A 21,488-nucleotide genomic window follows, 5' to 3' on the forward strand; every position below is an offset into this window, starting at 1 on the left:
GACAAACTGCCCGCATTTCCTTACCCTTCCAAAGAGCACTCATGGATAAACCTCTCGAACCCGCATTTTCCTTTTCGGAACGCGCCCAGCAACTCACCAGTTCCGCCATTCGTGAAATCCTCAAGGTAACGGAACGCCCCGAGGTCATCTCGTTCGCTGGCGGCCTGCCGGCGCCCGGCGGTTTCCCGGTAGAAGTGGTGCGTGCGGCATTCGACAAGGTATTGGCCACCAACGGCCGCGCGGCACTCCAGTATGGCCCCACGGAAGGCTACGCACCGCTGCGCCAATGGGTCGCGGACGACATGAAGAAGGCGGGCGTCAACGTCAACCCGGACCAGGTCCTGATCGTGTCGGGCTCGCAGCAGGCGTTGGACCTGCTGGGCAAGGTGCTGATCGACAAGAACAGCAAGGTCCTGGTCGAAGACCCCAGCTATCTGGGCGCGCTGCAATCGTTCGGTCTGTACCAGCCCAAGTTCGTGCCAGTACCCAGCGACGACGGTGGCCTGATCCCCGAAGCCATCACGCCCGAACTGGCCGACGGCGCCCGCTTCCTGTACGCCCTGCCCAACTTCCAGAACCCCACCGGCCGCACGCTCAACCTGGAGCGCCGCATCGCACTGCTCAAGCGCGCCGCCGAACTGAACCTCACCATCGTTGAGGACGATCCCTACGGCGAACTCCGCTACGCGGGCGAGCCTCAGCCCGGCCTGATCGCCCTGGCCGCCGAGTACGGCGCCAACGTCGTACGCCTGGGTACGTTCTCCAAGGTGCTGGCCCCCGGCCTGCGCCTGGGCTACATCGTCGGCGCACAGGCGCTCATCAACAAGCTGCAGCAAGCCAAGCAGGCCACCGACCTGCACACGCCTACCCTAACCCAGATGGCCGTGTACGAGATCGTCAAGGACGGCTTCCTGGAAGAACACCTGCCCAACGTGCGCGAGATCTACCGCGCCCAGGGCAGCTGCATGCTCGAAGCCATCAAGCAGGACTTCCCTGACACCGTCAGCTGGACCAAGCCGGAGGGCGGCATGTTCATCTGGCTCACGCTGCCCAAGCATATCGACGCCACCAAGCTGCTGGAAAAGGCCGTCGCCCAAAACGTCGCCTTCGTGCCCGGCGCGCCGTTCTACAGCGGCGGCGGCGGTGCCAACACGCTGCGCCTGAGCTTTGCCACCGTGCCGGAAGACAAGATCCGCCGCGGCATCGCCATCCTGGGCAAGCTGTTGAAAGAAGAGGTTTGATCCTCCCGAAGCGCCTGCGGCGCTGCGGAACATGAGCGGCGGCCGGGCGCGATGTCCGGCCGCCGTTGTTTTATGCTCTTGGTTTTCCCATTCCGTTTCGCAGTGACAGTGAGCGCTCCCCAACAATCTCCCGTCGACCTCAGCGACATCGTTTTCACCGACTGGGTCGAACGCTGGCTACCCAAGTCCTGGCGGCCCTATGCCCGCCTGTGCCGCCTGGACCGCCCCATCGGCACCTGGCTGACCCTGCTGCCGGCCATTGCCGCGCTGATCCAGGCCGCGGGCGGCCTGCCCGACCTGCAGCGGCTGATCGTGTTCTCGCTGGGCGCGCTGCTGATGCGCGGCATCGGCTGCACCGTCAACGACATGTGCGACCGCAATTTCGACAAGCACGTCGAGCGCACGCGCTTCCGGCCGCTGACCAGCGGCCAGCTGACGATGAAGAACGCGGTCTGGTTCCTGCTCGGGCAGTTGCTGGTCTGCGGGTCGCTGCTGTTCTTCCTGAACGACATGAGCCGCTGGCTGGCCGTGGCCGTGCTGCCCTTCGTCTTCATCTACCCGCTGTGCAAGCGCGTCACCTACTGGCCGCAAGTGGTGCTGGGCATCTGCTTCAACTGGGGCATGCTGATGGCCTGGTCGGATACGCAGAACCACGTGCCGCTGGCCGCCGTCGCCATGTGGGCCGGCGCGGTGCTGTGGCAGGTGGGCTACGACAGCATCTACGCCTACGTGGACGTGCGCGACGACCGTAGCCTGGGCCTGCATTCCACCGCCATGCGATTTGGCGACCAGGGCAAGCTCTGGATCGGCGGCTTCTACGTGGCCACCGTGGCGCTGTGGGCCTGGGGCGGTTACGCCATCGGTCTGTCGTGGGCTTACCAGGTCGGCATGGTGGCCGTGGCGGCGCACCTGGCGTGGCAGCTGAAGGTCTTCGACATCCAGCGCCCCGACCGCAACTTCATGCTGTTCCGCGCCAACCTCTGGCTGGGCGCGCTGCTGGTTGCCGCCGCGCTGGCGGGTACGCTGATCCGCTAAAAGCAGCATCGGCGCCGCACTGGGGACCGCGCCGATGCCCCGTTGACGCCGCGCATTGCCCGTGGCGCCGACTGGGGCCATGATGGAGTCTCCGCAACGCACTACGGAGACCACGCATGCCCTCATTGCTCAAATCCCTGGCCTTGACGGCCGCCGCAGCCGCCGCGTTCGTGGCCATTCCAGCACAGGCCGCCGCCAGCGATTGCTCTGCCCAGCGCGGCTGCGCAGCCAAGTTCTGCGCAATCGAAAACGACATCGCCGCCGCCAAGGCGCAAAACAATACCCGCCGCGAGGCCGGGCTGCGCAAGGCCCTGGCCGAAGCCCGGGCAAATTGCACCGACAGCCGCCTGCAATCCCAGCGCGAAGCGGACGTGCGCGAGAAGCAGAACAAGGTCGCCGAGCGCGAAAGCGAGCTCAAGCAGGCCCGCGCCAAGGGCAAGCAGGACAAGATCGACAAAGCCCAGCGCAAGCTGGACGAAGCCCGGGCGGAATACAACGCCGCGCTGGTCGAACTGAACCGCTGATTCCTTCCAGCCGGCCCCGGGGCCTTCCCGGGGCTGCGCGCCCCATTTCCCCCGCCGCCAGATCTCTCCCCTCCCGGGGGGACTACTTCCTATGGTGTCATCAAATGGAAATTCCACCACCCATGGTGCCATTTGGTGAAATGGAAACCTATTAGTCTTCTTTTTGGAAAGATGTTTTCAGGGAATCAGGGTTTATCCGGAGATGATTTGCGCCCAGAATGCATCTCATCGGGACACAGCAAGCGAACCCCAGGCAATCAGGCCAGCGGTTCGGCTCCCAAGCTCAAGACATTGGAGGTCTGCTATGAAAACCCTTGCTACCGCTTTGATGCTGTCCATGTCCGTTCTGGCTGCCGGCGCCCAAGCCGCCGAGGCCGATCAGGGCCCGACCCGCGCTCAGGTCCAAGCCGAACTGCAACAAGCCAAGGCCTCGGGCCAATACACCTTCGGCGAAGAAGGCTACCCCGCCGCCATCGCCCCGAAGTCGACCCTGACCTCGCAGCAAGTGCAAGCTGAACTGCAACAAGCCAAGAACGCCGGTGAAGTGACCTTCGGCAACCTGGACTACCCGCCCGTCGCCGCGGCTGAACAAGCCACCTCGCTGACCCGCGCCCAAGTCCGCACCGAACTGGCTCAAGCCAAGTCGGAAGGCCTGGTCACCTTCGGCAACCTGGACTACCCGCCCCTGGGCAGCTGATCCCCCCCTGGCCTCCCCGGCCAGGCAGCGCCCCAAAGCCCTCCGGCCCCAAACCGGAGGGCTTTGTTTTTGACGTTTCGATATTTGATTAAGTCGAATTGACGTTACCTACAGCCGATTCGACTATTTAGTCTCTACACATCGACAGCGCCCGCGCATAGGATGAGCTCACCTACTCCCCCATCCATGCAGGAGCCGCACCATGACCACCGCCTCTCCCCGGCCCGTCCTACTTCTGGGCGCCGGAAAAATCGGTTTCGCCATTGCCCTGATGCTGGAACGCAGCGGCGGCTATTCGGTGCTGGTCGCCGACCAGGATCCCGAGCGGCTGCGCATCGTGGCCGAACTGGGCTGCGAAACCCGCCAGATTTCCGGCGACGACTCCGTGGCGCAATGCATCGAGGGGCGTTACGCGGTCATCAACGCGCTGCCTTTTCACCGCGCCGCCGCGGTGGCGGGGCTGTGCGCAAAGGCGGGCGTGCACTACTTCGACCTGACCGAAGACGTAGCCAGCACGCACGCCATCCAGGCGCTGGCGGAAAGCGCCCGCAGCGTGCTGATGCCGCAATGCGGCCTGGCCCCGGGTTTCATCGGCGTGGTCGGCAACGCGCTGGCGCGCCGCTTCGATACCCTGCTGGATCTGCGCATGCGCGTGGGCGCCCTGCCGCGCTATCCCTCCAACAACCTGCGCTACAACCTGACCTGGAGCACGGAGGGACTGATCAATGAGTACTGCAACCCTTGCGAAGCCATCGTCGACGGCCAGCTGACCAGCGTGCCCGCGCTCGAAGGCTACGAGACCTTCGCGCTGGACGGCGTGGAGTACGAAGCCTTCAACACCTCCGGCGGACTGGGCACCCTGCCCGCCACCTTGCGCGGCCGCGCCCGCAACGTGGACTACAAGTCCGTGCGCTACCCGGGCCACTGCAGCATCATGAAGCTGCTGCTCAATGACCTGCGCCTGCGCGACCGCCGCGACCTGCTCAAGGAAATCTTCGAAGCCGCCATTCCCACGACCGAACAGGACGTGATCGTGATCCAGGCTTCGGCTTCAGGCCGCCGGCATGGACGCCTGGAAGAAGAGTCCTACCCCATCCGCATCTTCGGCGCGGACGTCGACGGCCATCGTCTCAGCGCCATCCAACTGTCCACGGCTGCGGGCATCTGCGCCGCGCTGGACCTCGTGGCGCAAGGCGCACTGCCGCAACGCGGGTTCGTCGGGCAGGAAGCCATCGATCTGGATGCGTTCGTCAATAACCGCTTTGGCCGGGTCTACGCGGGCAAGCCGCTGGCCTTGGCGGGCAGCGGCGCCATGGCCGACCGCTGAACCAGGACGCGCAGCCTCTGGCGTCCCGCCCTGCCATAGCGCGGGACGCTAGCTCCAGCCTTCCAGCCGCAGCGTCGCGCGCACCAGACGCTGCTCTTCCTGCTCGATATCGGCCAGGCTCTGGCGCACGCTGTCCACGTGATCCGCGGCCGCCTTGCGCGCCTGTTCCGGCTGGCGCGCGGTCACGGCGTTGAACAGCCGCGTGTGCTGCCGGTCGATCTGGCGTTTCTCCGGCTGGCGGTGGTACAGGTTGTTGACACAGGCGAAGACCGAGCCCAGCAGCAGATCCGTCAAGGACTGCAGCGTATGCACCAGCACCGGATTGTGCGAAGCCTCGCAAATCGCCAGGTGAAAGGCGTGGTCCAGATGCGCATGCGTCGCCGTGTCGGTGGCCGTGCCCTGCGCCGCCACCATTTCGTCATAGCGGCGGCGGATCATGATGAAGTCCGCCTCGGTGCCGCGTATGGCCGCCAGCCGGGCGGACTCGGCTTCCAGCAGCGAACGCACTTCCAGCAGGTCGTAGAGCGTGCGCGGCTGCGAATTGAACAGATGCATCAAGGGGCCCGCGTCCACCTTGGAGATGTGCGCCACATACGAGCCCTTGCCTTGCGCGGTATGGATGATTTCGCGCGCGCGCAGCAGCTTGAGCCCTTCGCGCAAGGCCGTGCGCGACACGCCCAGCTTCTCGGTCAGGCGCCGTTCGGAAGGCAGCGCCTGGCCGGCCTTCAGCACGCCGTCCAGGATCAGGCGTTCGATCCGTTCGGCGACCTCGTCCGCCACCTGGCGAGGCTTTTCTTCAGTTTCCGCGTACATGCACTCTCCGCACCAGTGGTATGACCAAGGGCATCCCCGATCGGACCTCTTGCATCACACCCCTGTAAGTAGCTGATATAAAACCATAAAAATTACAGGTTTGCCCATACGGCAGCGCACAAACTGGTATGACCAGTGGGTTTTGATATGGACATTGCGACAGGCGCGAACGATGATGTCGAGACCAGATACGCCCGGCGCGCGGCGTCGGCCAGTCCCTTACCGCTAGAGAACCGCATGACTCAACGCATCCAGCACCACGGCCTGCAAGTGGCGGCCAATCTCAATCAATTCATCGAACAGGAAGCCCTGCCCGGCACCGGCCTGGATGCCGAAGGCTTCTGGCAAGGCTTCGCGGCCCTGGTGGACGACCTGGCCCCGAAGAACCGCGCGCTGCTGGCCGAGCGTGACCGCCTTCAGGCCGAGCTCGACGCCTGGCACCGCGCCCACCCCGGCCCCATCGCCGACCCGGCCGCCTACCGCAAATTCCTGGAAAGCATCGGCTACCTGCTGCCGCAGCCGGCCAGCGTGCGCGCCACCACCGACAACGTCGACACCGAGATCTCGCAGCAGGCCGGCCCGCAGCTGGTCGTGCCCATGTCCAACTCGCGCTACGCGCTGAACGCCGCCAACGCGCGCTGGGGCAGCCTGTACGACGCGCTCTACGGCACCGACGCCATTCCCGCCACGCCCGGCGACACCGGCCGCGGCTACAACCCGGAACGCGGCGCCGCCGTCATCGCCCGCGCCCGCGCCTTCCTGGACACCGCCGCCCCGCTGGCCCAGGGCTCGCACGCCGACGCCCGCGCCTATACCGTTGAAAACGGCCAATTGCGCGTGGCGCTGGCCAACGGCGCCACGGGCCTGAAGAACCCCGCGCAGTTCACCGGCTACCAAGGCGAGGCCTCAGCGCCCACGGCCATCCTGCTCAAGAACAACGGCCTGCACTTCGAAATCCAGATCGACCGCAGCCACAGCATTGGCGCCACCGATGCCGCCGGCGTCAAGGACGTGCTGGTGGAAGCCGCGCTCACCACCATCATGGACTGCGAGGACTCCATCGCCGCCGTGGATGCCGAGGACAAGGTCCACGTCTACCGCAACTGGCTGGGCCTGATGAAGGGCGACCTGACCGAAGAAGTCACCAAGGGCGGCAAGACCTTCACCCGCAAGCTCAACGCCGACCGTGACTACACGCGTCCCGACGGCTCGCCGCTGACCCTGCACGGCCGTTCGCTCATGTTCGTGCGCAACGTCGGCCACCTGATGACCAACCCGGCCATCCTGGACCGCGAGGGCCGCGAAATCCCCGAGGGCATCCTGGACGCCGTGGTCACCAGCCTGGCCGCGTTGCAGGACCGCAAGTACAAGCTGAATTCGCGCACCGGCTCCGTCTACATCGTGAAGCCCAAGATGCACGGCCCCGTCGAAGCCGCTTTCGCCAGCGAACTTTTCGATCGCGTCGAAGACCTGCTCAAGCTGCCGCGCAATACCCTGAAAATGGGCATCATGGACGAAGAGCGCCGCACCAGCATCAACCTCAAGGCGTGCATCGAGGCCGCCGCCGCGCGCGTGGCCTTCATCAACACGGGCTTCCTGGACCGCACCGGCGACGAAATGCATTCCAGCATGGAAGCCGGCCCGATGCTGCGCAAGGGCGACATGAAATCCACCGCCTGGATCACCGCCTACGAACGCAACAACGTGCTGGTCGGGCTGGACGCGGGCCTGCGTGGCCGCGCCCAGATCGGCAAGGGCATGTGGGCCATGCCGGACCTGATGGCCGCGATGCTGGAACAGAAGATCGCCCATCCCAAGGCCGGCGCCAACACCGCCTGGGTGCCCTCGCCCACCGCCGCCACGCTGCACGCGCTGCACTACCACCAGGTCGACGTGCAGGCCGTGCAGCAGGAACTGGAACGCACCAAGCTGGACAGCGTGCGCGACGATTTGCTGGGCGGCCTGCTGACCGTGCCGGTCGGCGATCCGTCCAAGTGGTCCGCGCAGGACATCCAGCAGGAACTCGACAACAACGTGCAGGGCATCCTGGGCTACGTAGTGCGCTGGATCGACCAGGGCGTGGGCTGCTCCAAGGTGCCGGACATCCACAACGTCGGCCTGATGGAAGACCGCGCCACGCTGCGCATCTCCAGCCAGCACATCGCCAACTGGCTGCGCCACGGCGTGACCAACCGCGAGCAGGTCATGGAAACCTTCAAGCGCATGGCCAAGGTAGTCGACGGCCAGAACGCGGGCGACGCGCTCTACCGTCCGATGGCCGGCAACTTCGACACCTCGCTGGCGTTCAAGGCCGCCTGCGCGCTGGTATTCGAAGGCCTGACCCAGCCCAACGGCTACACCGAGCCGCTGCTGCACAAGTACCGCCTGGAGTTCAAGGCCGCCCAGGCCTGATCCCCGCGCGTTTTGCCGCAACAAGACCGGACAGCCAGGCTGTCCGGTTTTTTTTCGGGGCGCGATTCCGGAAAATAATCCGTCCAATTTCGCACGGTCGTGCTAAATTTGCCGCATGACTGCCAAAACCGAGAAAAGCGAGCTGACCTTCGCGGCCATTGTGGACGCAGCCCTCGACATGGCTGCCGCGCAAGGCATGGAGAGCCTGTCGCTCGGCCAGGTGGCCAAGCGCCTGGGCATCAGTAAAAGCGGCGTGTTCTCACGCGTGGGGTCGCTGGAAGCCCTGCAGCAGGCGGTGCTGGACGAATACGACCGGCGCTTCCTCGAGGCCGTGTTCACCCCGGCCCTGGCCTATCCGCGCGGCCTGCCGCGCTTGAACGCCCTGGTCTCGCTCTGGATCGAGCGCGCCAGCAATGTCGAAACGCTGACGGGCTGCATCTATGTGGCCGGCGCCTTCGAGTACGACGACGTGGAATCCCCGCTGCGCTCAGTGCTGGAGGGCAATCTGCGGCGCTGGCGCGGCGCCATGCTGCGCACGGTCAACCAGGCGCTGGAAGCTGGCCACGTCAGGCCGGACACGGATCCCGAACAGCTCGTGTTCGAGGTCTACAGCCTGATGATCGGGCTGATGCACGATGCCCGCTTCCTGCGGGATCCGAAGGCCCCCCAGCGCGTGCGGGCGGCCTATGAGCGATTGATTTCCACCTACCGCAGTTTCAAGTACCTCGAGTAGCCGTATTTCCAGCGCCGGCCCGTGCCGGCAATTCTTCACTTTAATTTCGCACGGTCGTGCGAAATTATCCAGGAGCCTGACATGTGGATCGTTATCGCAGTGATCGCCGTTTCAGCGGGGGGCAGCGTCTGGCTGCAGTGGCGCGAGCTGCTCAAGCAGCTACCGGACCGCGCCGAGCATCTGGTACTTTTCTAGAAAGACATGGCCATCCCGTTCTATATTTCGAGTTCGCCTGTCCCGAACGTCGTCATGCCGCGCTCCAATCATCTCCTGATCATCGATCCGCAGAATGACTTCTGCGATCTGCCCGAGTCCTACCTGCCCACGGATCCCGTGACGGGCGCCGCGCACGCGCCCGCATTGCCCGTGGCCGGCGCGCACGCCGACATGCAACGGCTCGCGCACTTTATCGACACCGCCGCGCCTGCGCTTACCTCGATCACGGTGACGCTGGATTCGCACCATCGCCTGGACATCGCCCATCCGACCTTCTGGTCCACCGGCGACGGCCAGCCCGTGGGGCCGTACACGCAGATCACGGCGGCACAGCTGCGCGCGGGCGAGTTCCGTCCGCGCCACGACGACGACCTGCCGCGCACCCTGTCGTATCTGGACGAACTCGAAGCGCGCGGCCGCTACACGCTGATGGTATGGCCGCTGCATTGCGAAATCGGCACCTGGGGCCATAACGTGCATGCCGACGTGCGCGCCGCCTACAGCCGGTGGGAAGACGAGCGCCAATTCATCGTGCGCAAGGTGCCGAAAGGCATGAATCCCTGGACCGAGCACTACAGCGCGCTTATGGCCGAAGTCCCCGATGCCGACGATCCGCGCAGCCAGCTCAACCGTAGCCTGCTGGATTCGCTGGACCGCGCCGAACTCATCCTGATCGCCGGCCAGGCCGGCAGCCATTGCGTCAAGGCTACCGTCGAACACCTGGCCGAGCACCTGCCCGGCCGCGACCTGTCGCGCCTGGTGCTGCTGACGGACTGCATGAGTCCCGTCGCCGGTTTCGAAGACGCGCAGGCAACATTCCAGCAACGCATGCGCGACCTGGGTATCCAGGCGCGCACCAGCGTCGACATGGCGCGGGCGCTGCTCGCGGCCTGAACCCGCCGCGCAAAAGACCACGGCCGCCTGCTTGCGCATGGCGGCCGTGACTGATGGGCTGTTTGGAGCGGGAACGGTCAGGCCGCGCCGCTGCGCTTGCCGTCGCACTCCACGTACAGGGCGCCGATGGCCTCGCACAGCGCCGCGGGCTGTTGGAACAGGCGCGCAACCAGTATGCAGCCCTGCACAGTCGCGAACACCGCGCGGCCGGCCGCCTCGGGCGTGCCGGAGAACTTCATCGTGCCCTGCGCCGCGCCTTCGGCCAGCACGCGGGCCAGCCAGGCCTCGTGCGCGCGGAAGAATCCCTGCAATGCGCCGCGCACGCGTTCGGGCAGCGAATTGACCTCGGCCGCCAGCATGCCAGCCAGGCAGAGTTCGCCGGACCCGCAGGCGCGCGATTCCATCATCGACAGGTATTGGTCGAGCTGCGCTTGCGCAGGCAGCGACGTGTCGATGCCGCGCATGGCTGCCAACGCGCGCGCGCTGTAGGCTTCGACGGCCTCGTAGAGCAAGTCGTCCTTGCCCGGAAAGTAATAGTGGATGCTGGACGTCTTCACGCCCACATGTTCAGCCAGGTCGCGGTAGCTGAAACCGTTGCATCCGCGCGTGCGGATCAGCTTCTCGGCGTGGGCCAGAAGCTGTTCGCGAGTGGTGTTGGAAGTAGGAGTGTCCATGGCTGAATATTACCTACTAATAGGTTGATTCGTCATCGGTTCCGGCAGCGTTGCCACTGCTCCAAAACCCTTGCGGACCCCGGCCGGGAATCATCCCGCCCCCCGGGATCCGCATGTGCCAGCATGAAACTCAGCCTTGCACGGGCGGGTAGTCCAGCTCGCCGCTGTCGGTCAGGCCATGCGCGCGGGCGGCGGCCAATTCCTGCTGCACCTGCTTGCGGCTCTTGTCGCCAGCCGACGCAAACATCGTGGCGGCGTAGCCTTCTTCGCCCGACACCAGCTCGCCATTGGCGCGGGCCTGGGCCAGCTCTTGCTGCACCTGGGCGCGGGTCACCGTGCTTTCGGTGTTCAGGGGAGGCGGATAGTCCAGCTCGCCGGCTTGGGCGGCGCCGATGAAGGAAGCGGACAGGATCAGGGCGGATACGAGGGTCTTCATGGTTGATCTCCAGTAAGGATCAGGTGCTGCATCAGGGTTCCGATAGAGCTATCTACTTATAGATAGATATCAAGGGAAAAAAAACTCAGCCTTGCACGGGCGGATAAGCCAGTTCGGCGCTATCGGTCAGGCCTTGGGCGCGGGCGGCGGCCAGTTCTTTCTGCACCTGAGCGCGGGTCTTGTTGCCGGAGTCGGCAAAGATCGTGGCGGCGTAGCCTTCTTCGCCAGACACCAGTTCGCCATTGGCGCGGGCCTGGGCCAGCTCTTGTTGCACCTGAGCGCGGGTCACCGTGCTTTCGGTATTCAGGGCGGGCGGATAGTCCAGTTCGCCGGCTTGGGCGGCGCCAATGAAGGAAGCGGACAGGATCAGGGCGGATACGAGGGTCTTCATGGTTGATCTCCAGATAACGATTGCGTAGCGGTTCAAAAAACTATCTACTTATAGGTAGATGACTGAGGAAATAAAAAAGCGGTCCTACTGTATTTCTGGTTTCGACGTCGGCGGGTGTTTGGTTTGCTGCGTCGATGGATGAATCTTATCTACTACTAGGTAGATAGCACAAGGGGGATTTGTGAAACAAAATGCTTCTGTTGCGAAAAAGCAGGGCTTGCCCGCTGCCGATCAGCCCATGAAGTTCACCCGCACACGAACCGTGCTGCCCCGCGCCACCAGCGTTCCGGCCTCGGGTTCCATTGAAACGATGTCCTCGTGGCCGTAGCCCGGTTCGCGCTGCAGGGCAATGATCTCGATGACCAAACCAAGAGCCTGGGCGCTCGGCAGGGTCAGGCCCATGTCGTCACCCTCCTCGATTTCCTTGCGGGTGTGCCAGGCCGGCACGATCACCCCTAGCGAACTGACCAGCGCCTGCACCAGCTTGGCGCTGGCCTGCACCGTGTCTCGGAGTTGCCGGACTTCGTCGCGCAGGTCCGCAAGCTCGGCCTTGAGGGTGGCGTCCTGTTGCGCCTCGCGCACGTTGCGCTCGGCGGCGGCCCGATCCGCGACATCGAGGTAGGCCAGCGCCGTGATCAGATCCCGATGACTGTCCTGCACATAAGAGGCGATCAGCCAGGTCCGCAAATCGCCTTCGGGAGTGAGGAACAAGCCCTGAACATTATTGGCGGCCGGGGTGTAGCGGATGCTGTTGCGCGCTGCAAGCGAGTACTTCTCGCTATGGTCGCAGGGGTAGTCGGGTCCTCCGGGCATGGCGTCCTCCATCCAAGAACAACGCTGAGCGTAGCGGCCGGCCAGCTGTCCAAGCCGTGCCGGCCGCCCCCGCCTGAACGGGACTCAGATTACTGCGTAAGCCCGGGTCTCGGAAGCCCTGCGTGGCCAGGTGCTGGCGCGGCAAGCGTCTCGTTGGCAATACACAAGAAAAAAGCCCCTGCCCAAATGGGCAGAGGCCTTCCAAACCACATTCCGCTGACGTGGGATCAGAACGGAATATCGTCGTCCATATCCGCCAGATTGGCGCCGCTGCTGGCCGGAGCCGCCGCGGGGGCCGGGCGCTGCTGCGGGGCCGGGCGTTGGGCCGGGGCGCGCTGCTGTGCCGGGCGCGAAGGCGCGTCGTCGTAGCCGCCACCGCCGCCAAAGCTTGCGCCGCCGCCGCCGCCGTCTTCGCGGCCGCCCAGCATCTGCATCTGGTCGGCAACGATTTCGGTGCTGTAGCGGTCAGCACCGGTATCCTTGTCTTGCCACTTGCGCGTCTTCAGGCGGCCTTCGATGTAGACCGAGCGGCCCTTCTTCAGGTACTCGCCGGCGATTTCAGCCAGGCGGTTGTACATGACGACACGGTGCCATTCCGTTTCTTCGCGGCGTTCGCCCGAAGCCTTGTCTTTCCAGGTGGAGGTGGTGGCAATGGACATATTGCAGATTGCCGCCCCTTCGGGGCTGTAGCGGACTTCCGGGTCGCGTCCCAGATTGCCCACGAGTATGACTTTGTTAACCGATGCCATGCCGTTGTCCCTCTGTTGTTGACAGCCTGCGTGTGCGTTGCCGCGGACGCGCCGGCAACAACATAAAAGCGATGATGTTGAAGACCGGCTTCATGAAACACGCCGGTCACCGCAACGATGACCGGCGACGCCGGGTTGAACCCTGAGTGAAGCCCTGATTTGATGCGTATTATCGACGAAAAGAGCCCGCCGCGCCAAACCAGGATGTGACAAAGCCGTCCACCCTGGCGAGCCGATTTTCGTGGCTATTGACCGCTTTTGGGGGTGCGATCCGAGATGTTTCAGCCGGCCCGCGCCGATGCGGGGCGGTCCGCCTCGGGCAGCGGCCGCAGCGCCCAGGTCACCGCCAGCCAGATCGCCGACAGGCCGGCGGCGGCGATGAAAACGGCGTTGGAACCGGAATGCGAGGCCAGCCAGCCGCCCAGCGCGCCGCCCGCGAACAGGCCTGCGGCCTGGGCGGTGTTGTAGAAGCCCAGCGCCAGGCCCTTGTAGGCCTGCGGCGCAACCCGCGACACCAGCGAGGGCTGCAGGGCTTCCAGCACGTTGAAGGCCACGAAGAAGCCTGTCAGGGCGGCGGCCAAGGTGTAGAAGCCATGGCTGGCCGCGGGCAGCAAGGCGCACACCAGCACCAATCCGGCCACGGCGGCGCGCAGGGCCCCGCGATGGGCGCGGCGCTTTTCGGCGACGAACACCACCGGCACCATCAGTACGAAGGACACCAGGATGACGGGCAGGTAGACCTTCCAGAGCTCGCGCGCGTCCAGGCCGCCCACCTTCGCCAGCAGGGCCGGCACCACGACAAACAGCGCCACCTGGATCAGATGCAGGACAAACACGCCGAAATTCAGGCGCAGCAGGTCGCTATGGGTCAGGACTTCGCGCGGCCGGGCCGCCTGCATGGTGCGGGCCTGGGTCAGCGGCACCACGGGCACGACCCAGCCGGCCACGGCCAGGCAGATCACGCCCAGGCAGGCGATGGTCCAGAACAGGCCGGACAGGCCCCACCAGCCCACCAGCACGGGCGACAGCACCAACGAGACGGCAAAGGATAGGCCGATCGACCCGCCCACCATGGCCATGGCACGGGTGCGGACCTCGTCGCGGGTCGAGTCCGCCAACCAGGCGGTGACCGCCGCGGAAATCGCGCCTGCGCCCTGAATGGCGCGGCCGATGGTGATCCAGTACACGTCGGAGGCCTGCGCACAGACGATGCTGCCCGCCACGAACAGCAGCAGGCCGAACAGCACCACGGGGCGGCGGCCCCAGCGGTCGGACGCCAGGCCGAAAGGAATCTGCATGAAGGCCTGCGTCAGGCCGTACATGCCCAGCGCCAGGCCGACGCGGGCGGGATCGTCGCCGCCCGGCATGCCGGCGGCGGCCACGGCAAAGACGGGCAGCAACAGGAACAGCCCCAGCATCCGCGCGGCGAACAGGCCGGCCAGCGCCACGCTGGCGCGGCGCTCGGACGGGGTCAATTTCAGTTTTTTATCTGCCTGCATGCGAAAAATTCAACGATGACTAGGGCTCGCCTGCGCGCGTGGATGTCACACGCTCACGGTCTGATCTGGCGGTGCGGCGCCGCCCCCCGGGTCTATCCAGGCTGGAGTACTGCCCCGAACGCAGGGGGATTCGGCGCGCTATAGTACCAAGTTGGCCTTTGAAACCGCTTAAAAGAGCCCGATGGACGTGACAATACGCATTCGGGGTGCGCGCACCCACAATCTCAAGAACGTCTCGCTCGACCTGCCACGCCACAAGCTGGTGGTCGTCACCGGCTTGTCCGGCTCGGGCAAATCGTCGCTGGCCTTCGACACGCTGTACGCGGAGGGCCAACGCCGCTACGTGGAAAGCCTGTCCGCCTACGCCCGCCAGTTCCTGCAGCTGATGGACAAGCCGGACGTGGACCTGATCGAGGGCCTGTCCCCGGCCATCTCCATCGAACAGAAGGCCGCGGGCCACAACCCCCGCTCCACCGTCGGCACCATTACCGAGATCCACGACTACCTGCGGCTCCTGTACGCGCGGGTCGGCACGCCCTACTGCCCTGACCATGGCCTGCCGCTGCAGGCGCAAAGCGTCAGCCAGATGGTGGACGCGGTGCTGTCCTGGACGCCCGAAACCCGGCTGGCGGTGCTGGCGCCGATCGCGCGCGGCAAGAAAGGCAGCTTCGAGGACGAATGCGCCAGCCTGCAGGCGCAGGGCTACGTGCGCCTGCGCGTGGACGGCCAGCTGACCGAAATCGACGGCATGGCGCCGTTGAAAAAGACCGAGAAGCACGACATCGACGTCGTCATCGACCGGCTGCGCATCAAGCCCGAAAGCAAGCAGCGCCTGGCGGAGAGCTTTGAGACCGCGTTGCAGCTGGCCGAAGGCCGCGCCCTGGCATTGGACATGGACAACGGCCGCGAACAGGTCTTCTCCAGCCGCTACGCCTGCCCGGTATGCAGCCACAGCCTGCCCGAGCTGGAACCGCGCCTGTTCAGCTTCAACAACCCCATGGGCGCCTGCCCCAGTTGCGACGGCATCGGCCAGGTCGGTTTCTTCGACCCCAAGCGCGTGGTCGCCTTCCCCGAGCTCAGCCTGGCGGCCGGCGCCATCCGCGGCTGGGACCGCCGCAACGCCTTCACCCATTCGCTCTTGACCAGCCTGGCGGCGCACTATGAATTCGACATTGAAGCGCCCTTCGAGGAACTGCCCGAGGCGCTGCGCGACAAGGTGCTGTACGGCTCCGGCGACGAAGAGATCTCGTTCCTCTACCTGAACGAGAAAGGCCGCAGCACGGTCAAGCGCCATACTTTCGAGGGCGTGATCCCGAACCTGGAACGCCGCTGGCGCGAAACCGATTCGGCCACCGTGCGCGAAGAGCTCGGCAAGTACCGCAACATCAAGACCTGCCCGGACTGCGGCGGATCGCGCTTGCGGCCCGAGGCCCGCAACGTGCTGATCGGCCAGGATCCCCGGGGCGGCGAACGCCACGGCCAGGCCATTTACGAAGTCGAAGCCATGCCGCTGTCGACCTGCCTGGCCTGGTTCCGCGACCTGAGCCTGACGGGCGCCAAGCAGGAAATCGCGCAGCGCATCGTGCGCGAGATCGAGGCGCGCCTGAGCTTCCTAAATAACGTGGGCCTGAACTACCTGTCGCTGGACCGCAGCGCCGACACCATCTCGGGCGGCGAGGCGCAGCGCATCCGCCTGGCCAGCCAGATCGGATCGGGCCTGACCGGCGTGATGTACGTGCTGGACGAGCCCTCCATCGGCCTGCACCAGCGCGACAACGATCGCCTGATCGGCACCTTGCAGCACCTGCGCGACCTCGGCAACAGCGTTATCGTCGTGGAGCACGACGAAGACATGATCCGCATGGCCGACTGGGTCGTGGACATGGGACCGGGCGCGGGCGAACACGGCGGCCAGGTGGTGGCGCAGGGCGACCCGGAAACCGTGCAGCGCGACCCCCAGTCGCTGACCGGCCAGTACCTGAGCGGCGCGCGCGCCATCGCCATCCCCAAGCGGCGCCCCGTCAACGACGAACTGTCCTGGCTCACCCTGACGGGCGCCAGCGGCAACAACCTGAAGAACGTGGACCTGCGCATCCCGGCGGGCCGTCTAGTGTGCGTGACCGGCGTGTCCGGTTCCGGCAAGTCCACGCTGGTCAACGACACGCTGGCGGTCGCCGTGTCGCGCCAGTTGCACCATGCGCAAAGCGAACCCGCACCCTACGTGTCGATGCAGGGGCTGGAGAACTTCGACAAGATCATCAGCGTGGACCAGAGCCCCATCGGCCGCACACCGCGCAGCAACCCCGCTACCTACACGGGCCTGTTCACGCCCATCCGCGAACTCTTCGCGGGCGTGCCGGAAGCGCGCACCCGCGGCTATGACCCCGGGCGCTTCAGCTTCAACGTCAAGGGCGGCCGCTGCGAGGCCTGCCAGGGCGACGGCGTGGTCAAGGTAGAGATGCACTTCCTGCCAGACATGTACGTGCCTTGCGACGTCTGCCACGGCAAGCGCTACAACCGCGAAACGCTGGAAATCCGCTATCGCGGCCGCAACATCAGCGAAGTGCTGGACCTGACGGTCGAGCAGGCGCTGGAATACTTCGAGTCCGTGCCGGCCATCGCCCGCAAGCTGCACACGCTGATCGACGTGGGCCTGTCCTATATCCGGCTGGGCCAGAGCGCGACCACCCTGTCGGGCGGCGAAGCGCAGCGCGTGAAGCTGTCGCAGGAACTGTCGCGACGCAGCACCGGCCGCACGCTCTACATCCTGGACGAGCCCACCACGGGCCTGCACTTCCGCGACATCGAACTGCTGCTGCAGGTGCTGAACCAGTTGGTCGACAGCGGCAATACGGTGCTGATCATCGAGCACAACCTGGACGTCATCAAGACTGCGGACTGGGTGGTCGACATGGGTCCCGAAGGCGGCGACGGCGGTGGGCGCGTAGTGGCGCAGGGTACGCCCGAAGACGTGGCCGGCACGTCCGCCAGCCACACCGGGCAATACCTGGGCAAGCTGCTGCGCCGCTGAACCGGCGCCTGAATCATCACATCAACGGCTAGGAAGGATCGCGGCATGTACACCTTGATCATCGGCAACAAGAACTACTCGTCCTGGTCCCTGCGGCCATGGATCGCCTTGCGCGTCGCGGGCATCCCGTTTACCGAGCAAAAGCTCGGTTTCTTCACCGAGGAATTCTCGCGCCGCGTGGGCGCGGTATCGCCCGCGGGCCTGGTGCCGGTGCTGCTGGATGGCGAATTCGCGATCTGGGACACGCTGGCGATCTGCGAATATCTGGCCGAACGCCATCCCGAAGCCCGCCTGTGGCCCCAGGACGCGCGGGCCCGGGCCCGCGCGCGGTCGCTCGCCGCGCAGATGCACAGCGGCTTCGGCGCAATGCGCCAGGCGCTACCCATGAACGTCGAGGCGCACCTGCCCGGCATCGACTTTCCCGCGGCTGCGCTACAGGACATCGCGCGCCTGCAAGCGATCTGGCACGACACGCGCGCGGCATTCGGCCAGGGCGGGCCGTTTCTGTTCGGCGAGTTCTCGATTGCCGACGCCTTCTTCGCGCCGGTGGTCTCGCGCTTCACGACCTATGGCATCGCGGCGTCCGGCCCGGTGCGCGACTACATGGACGCCGTGCTGGCGCTGCCCGCCATGCAGGAATGGACCCGCGACGCGCTCGCGGAAGCCACCTTCGTGCCCGAAGACGAGCCCTACCGCAAGCAGCGCTGAAGCACGTTCAATCGACGCGTTCAATCGCGCAGGCGCTGGGCCACGAATTCACGCACCAGCGCCATCGCCGGCGCTTCGGTACGGCCCGTCAGCGTCACCATCGCGAACAGCGCGTGGCTGCGCAGCGGCGGATCGGTGGGCAACTCCGTCAATTCGCCCGCGGCGATGCCGACCCGCGCCGCGCCCACGATGCCCAGGAACACCGCGTCCGACACGCGCACCGCTTCCAGCACGCTGCCGATTTCATCGCAGCGCAGGCGCATCGCGGTTTGCGGGTCGGCCTCAACACCGAAATGGTCGACCACGATGCGTACGGTATCGGCCGCGAGAAACGTGGACGCCAGCGGATAGGCCGCGACCTCCGCGAAGCGCGCCGGCCGACCCGTCTGCGCCAGCGGATGGCCGCGGCGGCAGATGAACCCGGCGCGCATTTCCGAAATGGGTTCGATGCGCAGATCGGCCGCCGGCACGATGCCGCGCGTATCGACCACCAGCGCATCCAGGCGCCGCTGGCGCAACAGCGCCAGATGCGCCTCCGGCGAACCGCGCATCACGTCCAGCCGCAATTGCGGATAGTGCTGCGCCACGTGCGCCAGCAGCGGCGTCATGAGCATGACGCCCGGCCCCGAACCCAGCCCGATGCTGATGCTGCCCCGGTCGCCTTGGGTCAGCAGTTCCGCGCTGCGGCGCAGCTCGCCCGATTCGAACAGGATGCGCCGCGCGCGGCTGGCGACGGTCAGGCCGAGCGGAGTCAGCTCGGTGCGCTTGCCCATGCGGTCCAGCAGGCGCGCCCCCAAGTCTTCTTCCAGCAGGCGGATGCTGCGGCTGAGCGCCGACTGGGTCAGGTACAGGCGTTCGGCCGCGCGGCTGAAGGAACCCGCCTCGGCCACGGCCAACAGATGTTCGAGCTGCTTGAGATTCATGCTCGAGTCCCCGTTTATCTATGAGTTTTTTTTCTAGCTTCCAGAATAACAATTCGTTAGACAACTAGCGAGGCCTGTCCCTAGCATGCGAATCACGACTAGATCATTCCAAGGGGAATTTCGTGAGCATGCTTTTCAATGGCCTGCGCCTGGCCGGCTGCGCGCTGGCGCTGGGCGCGACGCTGCTGGGCCAGGGCGCCCGCGCCGCAGACTATCCCGACCGTGCCGTCATGATGATGGTGCCCTACCCGGCCGGCGGCGCATCCGATTCCATCGCCCGGGTCGTGGCCTCGCCCGTGTCCAAGCAACTCGGCCAGCCCGTGCTGGTGGAGAACCTGGGCGGCGTCAGCGGCGCGCTGGGAGCGCAAAAGGTGCTGGGAGCCAAGGCCGACGGCTACTACCTGTTCCAGGGCTCGCCCAACGAACTGATTCTGTCCCCCATAGCCAACCCCGCAATCAAGCTCAAGAGCGAGGATTTCCGCCTGGTACAAATGATAGGTATGGCGCCCATGGTGATCGTGGCGCGCGCCGACCTGCCCGCCAACAACGCCGACGAACTGGTCACGCTGGCGCGCTCGCGCTCGGCCACCCAGCCGCTGAGCTTCGGCAGCGTGGGCGTGGGTTCGCTGTACCACGTGCTGGGCGAACACATGGCCCGCACCATCGGCGTCAACATGATGCACGTGCCTTACAAGGGCGGCGCGCCGCTGATGCAGGACATCGGCGGCGGTCAGGTGGACCTGGCCATTCTGCCGCTGTCGCAGCAGCAGGTAGCGCTGGCAGAGCAAGGCCGCATCAAGCTGCTGGCCACCCTGGAGCCGCAGCGCAGCCAGCTGCCCGCGCTCAAGGCCGTGCCGTCGGTCAACGAAGGCCAATTGCTCAAGGGGTTCAACTTCACCACCTGGACCGGCTACTTCGTCAAGCGCGACACGCCGCAGGACGTGGTCTTGCGGCTGAATACCGCGCTCAACGCCGCCATGCAGGATCCCTCGGTGAAGGACAGCCTGGCGCATCAGAACATCGAAGTCTCCGCCCCCATGAGCGCGGAACAGGCTGACGCCATGTACCGCGCCGAGACCGAGCGCTTCCGCGAAATCTCCAGCCACATGAAACTGGCAGGCAATCCGTGACCCGATTCCAGGACTTCTCCGCCATGCATCCCGTTCTGCAGGCCATGACCGCCCAGGCCGATGAGTTCGTCTCGATCCGCCGCGACATCCACCGCCACCCCGAACTCGGCTTCCAGGAGTTCCGCACCAGCGATCTGGTGGCGCAATGCCTGACGCAATGGGGCTATGAAGTGGAACGCGGACTGGGCGGCACCGGCGTGGTGGGGCAGTTGCGCCGCGGTAGCGGCGGCAAGCGCCTGGGTCTGCGCGCCGACATGGACGCCCTGCCCATCCAGGAAGCGACCGGCCTGGAGCACGCCAGCTGCAACGAAGGCGTGATGCATGCCTGCGGGCACGACGGCCACACCGCCATGCTGCTGGCGGCGGCGCACCATCTGGCCAAGCATGGCGGCTTCGACGGCACGCTCAACCTGATCTTCCAGCCCGCCGAGGAAGGCCTGGGCGGCGCCAAGCGCATGATGGAGGACGGACTGTTCCGCAAGTATCCCTGCGACGCCATCTTCGCGATGCACAACATGCCGGGCCATCCGCAAGGCCGCCTGCTGCTGCGCGACGGCGCCGCGATGGCCTCATCCGACAACGTCACCATCGTGCTGGAAGGCGTGGGCGGACACGGCGCGATGCCGCATTGCGCCGCCGATCCGGTGGTGGCCGGCGCGGCCATCGTGCTGGGCCTGCAAAGCATCGTCGCACGCAACATCGATCCCCTGCACATGGCGGTGATCACGGTCGGCGCATTCAATGCGGGTAAAGCCAACAACGTCATCCCCCAGACCGCCACGCTGAAACTCAGCGTGCGTGCGCTGGACCGTGGCGTGCGCGACACGCTGCAAGCCCGCATCACGGAACTGGTCCACAGCCAGGCAGCCAGCTATCAGGTGCGCGCCACCATCGACTACGGTCGCGGTTATCCCGTGCTGGTCAACACTCGCGAAGAAACCGATTTCGCGCGCCAGGTCGCGGTGGAACTGGTGGGCGCCGGGCAAGTGGACCTCCAGACCCGGGCGCTGACCGGCAGCGAGGACTTCGCCTTCATGCTGGAGGAAGTGCCCGGCTCCTACCTGCTGGTGGGCAATGGCGATGGCTCGGCGGAAGGCTTCAACAGCGGGCATGGGGCCTGCATGGTGCACAACCCGGGCTATGACTTCAACGACCATAGCCTGCCCGTAGGCGCAGCCTACTGGGTGCTGCTGACGCAGCGCTATCTGGCGGGCTGAAGCCGCGGCGCAAGCCTGAGGCCCG

Annotated in this window: 20 protein-coding genes; 12 read left to right on the forward strand and 8 right to left on the reverse strand. The window is 65.8% G+C overall.

From position 1 onward, the window contains the following. Positions 1 to 41: 41 nt before the first annotated feature. The 5 genes from IAG39_RS30570 (at position 42) to IAG39_RS30590 (ending at position 4,824) form a co-directional block, all read left to right on the forward strand. The gene (locus IAG39_RS30570) at positions 42 to 1,241 is read left to right on the forward strand and encodes a PLP-dependent aminotransferase family protein (RefSeq protein ID WP_059374044.1); all 1,200 of its coding nucleotides are present in this window, start codon (positions 42 to 44) and stop codon (positions 1,239 to 1,241) included. Positions 1,242 to 1,349: 108 nt separating this feature from the next. Further along, entirely contained in the window at positions 1,350 to 2,276 is a 927-nt protein-coding gene (gene ubiA, locus IAG39_RS30575) for a 4-hydroxybenzoate octaprenyltransferase (protein ID WP_059374163.1), read from the forward strand. A gap of 116 nt (positions 2,277 to 2,392) precedes the next feature. Continuing rightward, positions 2,393 to 2,800: a DUF1090 domain-containing protein gene (locus tag IAG39_RS30580; protein WP_118934578.1), complete on the forward strand. Its 408-nt coding sequence runs from the start codon at positions 2,393 to 2,395 to the stop codon at positions 2,798 to 2,800. A 304-nt stretch (positions 2,801 to 3,104) separates the two neighbouring features. Continuing rightward, a complete protein-coding gene (locus IAG39_RS30585) occupies positions 3,105 to 3,497 on the forward strand; it encodes a DUF4148 domain-containing protein (protein ID WP_118934576.1) in 393 nt (130 codons plus the stop codon). Between the two features lie 202 nt (positions 3,498 to 3,699). Beyond that, positions 3,700 to 4,824, forward strand: coding sequence for a saccharopine dehydrogenase family protein (locus IAG39_RS30590; protein ID WP_118934574.1), 1,125 nt, complete (start codon positions 3,700 to 3,702; stop codon positions 4,822 to 4,824). A 48-nt stretch (positions 4,825 to 4,872) separates the two neighbouring features. On the opposite strand, the gene glcC is transcribed toward IAG39_RS30590, so the two are convergent. Then, positions 4,873 to 5,637: a transcriptional regulator GlcC gene (gene glcC / locus IAG39_RS30595; protein ID WP_013396917.1), complete on the reverse strand. Its 765-nt coding sequence runs from the start codon at positions 5,635 to 5,637 to the stop codon at positions 4,873 to 4,875. 237 nt (positions 5,638 to 5,874) lie between these two features. Between glcC and IAG39_RS30600 the strand changes: the two genes are divergently transcribed. The 3 genes from IAG39_RS30600 (at position 5,875) to IAG39_RS30610 (ending at position 9,892) form a co-directional block, all read left to right on the forward strand. Continuing rightward, complete coding sequence (locus tag IAG39_RS30600; protein ID WP_118934572.1) at positions 5,875 to 8,049, forward strand: malate synthase G; 2,175 nt, start codon at positions 5,875 to 5,877, stop codon at positions 8,047 to 8,049. A 115-nt stretch (positions 8,050 to 8,164) separates the two neighbouring features. Further along, on the forward strand, positions 8,165 to 8,782 hold the full coding sequence (locus tag IAG39_RS30605; RefSeq protein ID WP_059374038.1) for a TetR/AcrR family transcriptional regulator: 618 nt from the start codon (positions 8,165 to 8,167) through the stop codon (positions 8,780 to 8,782). A gap of 249 nt (positions 8,783 to 9,031) precedes the next feature. Beyond that, positions 9,032 to 9,892 (forward strand): hypothetical protein, encoded by an 861-nt coding sequence (locus IAG39_RS30610; RefSeq protein ID WP_059374162.1) that lies wholly within the window; start codon positions 9,032 to 9,034, stop codon positions 9,890 to 9,892. Positions 9,893 to 9,969: 77 nt separating this feature from the next. On the opposite strand, the gene IAG39_RS30615 is transcribed toward IAG39_RS30610, so the two are convergent. The 6 genes from IAG39_RS30615 to IAG39_RS30640 form a co-directional block, all read right to left on the reverse strand. Further along, positions 9,970 to 10,566, reverse strand: a complete 597-nt coding sequence (locus tag IAG39_RS30615; protein WP_059374037.1) for a TetR/AcrR family transcriptional regulator — start codon at positions 10,564 to 10,566, stop codon at positions 9,970 to 9,972. A gap of 130 nt (positions 10,567 to 10,696) precedes the next feature. Next, complete coding sequence (locus IAG39_RS30620; RefSeq protein WP_088143445.1) at positions 10,697 to 11,002, reverse strand: DUF4148 domain-containing protein; 306 nt, start codon at positions 11,000 to 11,002, stop codon at positions 10,697 to 10,699. 85 nt (positions 11,003 to 11,087) lie between these two features. Then, entirely contained in the window at positions 11,088 to 11,393 is a 306-nt protein-coding gene (locus tag IAG39_RS30625) for a DUF4148 domain-containing protein (RefSeq protein ID WP_118934569.1), read from the reverse strand. Positions 11,394 to 11,624: 231 nt separating this feature from the next. Continuing rightward, positions 11,625 to 12,206, reverse strand: a complete 582-nt coding sequence (locus IAG39_RS30630) for a PASTA domain-containing protein (RefSeq protein ID WP_118934567.1) — start codon at positions 12,204 to 12,206, stop codon at positions 11,625 to 11,627. A 227-nt stretch (positions 12,207 to 12,433) separates the two neighbouring features. Next, positions 12,434 to 12,955, reverse strand: coding sequence for a single-stranded DNA-binding protein (gene ssb, locus IAG39_RS30635; protein ID WP_054457172.1), 522 nt, complete (start codon positions 12,953 to 12,955; stop codon positions 12,434 to 12,436). Between the two features lie 281 nt (positions 12,956 to 13,236). Further along, positions 13,237 to 14,454, reverse strand: coding sequence for an MFS transporter (locus IAG39_RS30640; RefSeq protein WP_059379442.1), 1,218 nt, complete (start codon positions 14,452 to 14,454; stop codon positions 13,237 to 13,239). A 187-nt stretch (positions 14,455 to 14,641) separates the two neighbouring features. On the opposite strand from IAG39_RS30640, the gene uvrA reads away from it, so the two are divergent. Continuing rightward, the gene (gene uvrA, locus IAG39_RS30645; protein ID WP_373429024.1) at positions 14,642 to 17,485 is read left to right on the forward strand and encodes an excinuclease ABC subunit UvrA; all 2,844 of its coding nucleotides are present in this window, start codon (positions 14,642 to 14,644) and stop codon (positions 17,483 to 17,485) included. A gap of 45 nt (positions 17,486 to 17,530) precedes the next feature. After that, positions 17,531 to 18,193, forward strand: a complete 663-nt coding sequence (locus tag IAG39_RS30650) for a glutathione S-transferase family protein (RefSeq protein ID WP_118933104.1) — start codon at positions 17,531 to 17,533, stop codon at positions 18,191 to 18,193. Between the two features lie 20 nt (positions 18,194 to 18,213). Here IAG39_RS30650 and IAG39_RS30655 read toward each other — a convergent pair whose 3' ends face one another. Next, positions 18,214 to 19,116: a LysR family transcriptional regulator gene (locus IAG39_RS30655; protein WP_118933105.1), complete on the reverse strand. Its 903-nt coding sequence runs from the start codon at positions 19,114 to 19,116 to the stop codon at positions 18,214 to 18,216. Between the two features lie 128 nt (positions 19,117 to 19,244). Here IAG39_RS30655 and IAG39_RS30660 point away from each other — a divergent pair, with 128 nt between their 5' ends. Next, complete coding sequence (locus tag IAG39_RS30660; RefSeq protein WP_118933133.1) at positions 19,245 to 20,246, forward strand: tripartite tricarboxylate transporter substrate binding protein; 1,002 nt, start codon at positions 19,245 to 19,247, stop codon at positions 20,244 to 20,246. 23 nt (positions 20,247 to 20,269) lie between these two features. Further along, positions 20,270 to 21,463 carry a M20 aminoacylase family protein gene (locus IAG39_RS30665; protein ID WP_118933134.1) on the forward strand — a complete coding sequence of 398 codons (1,194 nt, stop codon included), beginning with the start codon at positions 20,270 to 20,272 and terminating at the stop codon, positions 21,461 to 21,463. Positions 21,464 to 21,488 lie beyond the last annotated feature (25 nt).

Source organism: Achromobacter xylosoxidans (genome assembly GCF_014490035.1).
GTDB lineage: Bacteria > Pseudomonadota > Gammaproteobacteria > Burkholderiales > Burkholderiaceae_B > Achromobacter > Achromobacter bronchisepticus_A.